Consider the following 1181-nt stretch of genomic DNA (forward strand, 5'->3'; position numbering starts at 1 on the left):
CCGCCCCGCGCTCGATCTCGTTGAACTTCGCGGCGTCGGAGGAGTACCACGGCGTCTCGTCGCCCGACATCGTCGCCGTGATGACCAGCCGCAGGGCGTCCGCGTTGCGCGCCACGTGGCTCGCCACGTGCGCCCGCGACCAGCCCGGGAGCAGCGACGGCGCGCGCCAGGCGTCCTCGTCGAGGTCGATCGTGTCCCGCAGCAGGGACGCCGTCGCGCTGTTGATCCGCTTCAGGGCGGGCCTGACCTCACCCGAGTTCAGGATCGACAACATGAGGCCACCCTAACTCTCCGGAGGCGCCTTCCGCCGGGGGCCGCACCGGCGGCGTCCGAAACTGTCGGAGGGGCCGCATACGATGTCCGGCGTGACGGAACGACTGATCGTGGCGGGGGCCCGCGAGCACAACCTGAAGAACATCAGCCTCGAGCTGCCGCGGGACGGGCTGATCGTGTTCACGGGCTTGTCGGGGTCGGGGAAGAGTTCGCTGGCGTTCGACACGATCTTCGCCGAGGGCCAGCGCCGCTACGTGGAGTCCCTGTCGGCCTACGCGCGGCAGTTCCTGGGGCAGATGGACAAGCCCGACGTGGATTTCATCGAAGGCCTCAGCCCGGCGGTCGCGATCGACCAGAAGTCGACCAGCCGCAACCCGCGTTCGACGGTGGGCACCATCACCGAGATCTACGACTACCTGCGCCTGTTGTTCGCCCGCATCGGCCACCCCCACTGCCCGGTGTGCGGCGAGCCCATCACGAAGCAGTCGCCCCAGCAGATGGTCGATCGGCTGCTCGCCCTGCCCGAGGGCACCCGGTTCATGGTGCTCGCCCCGGTCATCCGCGGCCGCAAGGGCGAGTACGTCGACCTGTTCCGTAGCCTCACCACGCAGGGCTTCACGCGCGTCCGGGTCAACGGTGAGGTGCACCAGCTCACGAGCCCGCCCACGCTCGACAAGCAGAAGAAGCACAGCATCGAGGTGGTGGTCGATCGGCTGGCGGTCAAGGCGTCGGTCAAGCAGCGGCTCACCGACTCGGTCGAGACGGCGCTGCGCCTCGCCTCGGGCGTCATCGAGATCGACTTCGTCGACCTCGACGAGTCCGATCCGGGACGCCGCCGGCGCTACTCCGAGCGGCTCGCCTGCCCGAACGAGCACGACATCTCGATCGAGGAACTGGAACCGCGGCAG

At 68.9% G+C, this 1181-nt stretch carries 1 protein-coding gene and 1 pseudogene; one reads left to right on the forward strand and one right to left on the reverse strand.

Annotated elements, in window-relative coordinates; genetic code table 11:
• Positions 1 to 274: maleylpyruvate isomerase N-terminal domain-containing protein (locus Q1K57_RS15790; RefSeq protein ID WP_300083345.1), on the reverse strand; the 274-nt coding region annotated here is incomplete at its 3' end.
• 82 nt (positions 275 to 356) lie between these two features.
• On the opposite strand from Q1K57_RS15790, the pseudogene Q1K57_RS15795 reads away from it, so the two are divergent.
• Positions 357 to 1181, forward strand: a pseudogene (locus Q1K57_RS15795) (excinuclease ABC subunit A); the annotation flags it as partial.

It is taken from the genome of Propioniciclava sp., assembly GCF_029977985.1.
GTDB lineage: Bacteria > Actinomycetota > Actinomycetes > Propionibacteriales > Propionibacteriaceae > Propioniciclava.